The sequence below is a fragment of the Paenibacillus sp. A3 genome (genome assembly GCF_001399685.1).
Taxonomy (GTDB): Bacteria; Bacillota; Bacilli; order Paenibacillales; family NBRC-103111; genus Paenibacillus_G.
In genome coordinates this window covers 1-1,001 of sequence record NZ_JTHN01000338.1, presented here as the reverse complement: position 1 = coordinate 1,001, position 1,001 = coordinate 1, and the positions used below count along the sequence as shown (strand labels likewise).

Genomic DNA, 1,001 nt, shown 5'->3' with positions numbered 1-1,001 from the left:
GAAAACAGATGTTTTGTTTGCCAAAAAGGGATAGAGAAAAAAGCCCTTTCCAACCCAAAGAAAAAACAAACCGGGCGTCAGAGATTTCCCAGGGATCTTTTCCCACCCTCCCTTCAGCACGGGAAGGAGGTGAAGCCAATGGTGGCTACCCAACAAAGGAAGCAAGTAGAAGTCCGGAAGCCATAAAGCCAAAAAAAAAACCAGTCCCGCATATCCCCCCATAATCCGTACGCCTGCCGTAACAATGAGGTAGCTCGGGATCAGAAACAAAATCATGATCATCGCATCCGGAGTTTGCGGCAAAATCCACAGCTTCAAAAAAAGCACGGCCCGGACAACGACAATAAAGAAAAAGTAAAAGAAGTATGCGCAAAAAACGAGCGCCCCGAGCTTTCCTGCCCAACGACCGAAATAATGGGACAAGAGCTCCAGCAGCGTTCCTTCGGGATAATATTTCATAACCCGGATGATCACCAGACTGACAGCAAGGGCAACCAACCAGCCGATGACCAGCGATATCCAGCCGTCGGTTCCTGCCTTCTCCGCCAACTGACGGGGGAGCTGGAGCACGCCTATCCCGACCTGCATCCCGTGAATCGCCAAAATATATTGCATCAGCGTGATCTCGTTAAATGCATACTTCTTCATTCAGCCGTCACCTTTCGGATGGTTGTCGCCCATTCTTTGCGAGTTAACGGCCCGTGAGCTCTTGGGACGCGTCTTCATGCGCCATAAGGGCAGACGAACGAACGTGTCTTTCATATCCGCGAACCGCATCGGGGCGATCGGGTTGCCGTAAGGGGTGCCCAGCGATTCCAGCGAAATCAAATGCCCGATCAAGGTCATCATACCGATCACCATGCCCACAATCCCGAACATCGAGGCAATGATCATCATCGGGAACCGAATCAGCCGGACGCCGGAAGCCATATCGTAATTCGGGATAATAAATGAAGCGATCGCCGTGGAAGCGACCACGATAACCATAATGTTGCTGACGA

Annotated in this window: 2 protein-coding genes; both read right to left on the bottom strand. The window is 51.1% G+C overall.

The window, feature by feature from the left end; all coding sequences use genetic code 11:
- The coding region (locus QJ48_RS34350) for an endospore germination permease (protein WP_157261857.1) at positions 1 to 648 on the bottom strand (648 nt) is incomplete at its 3' end.
- Positions 649 to 1,001: spore germination protein (locus QJ48_RS34345; RefSeq protein ID WP_162238610.1), on the bottom strand; the 353-nt coding region annotated here is incomplete at its 5' end.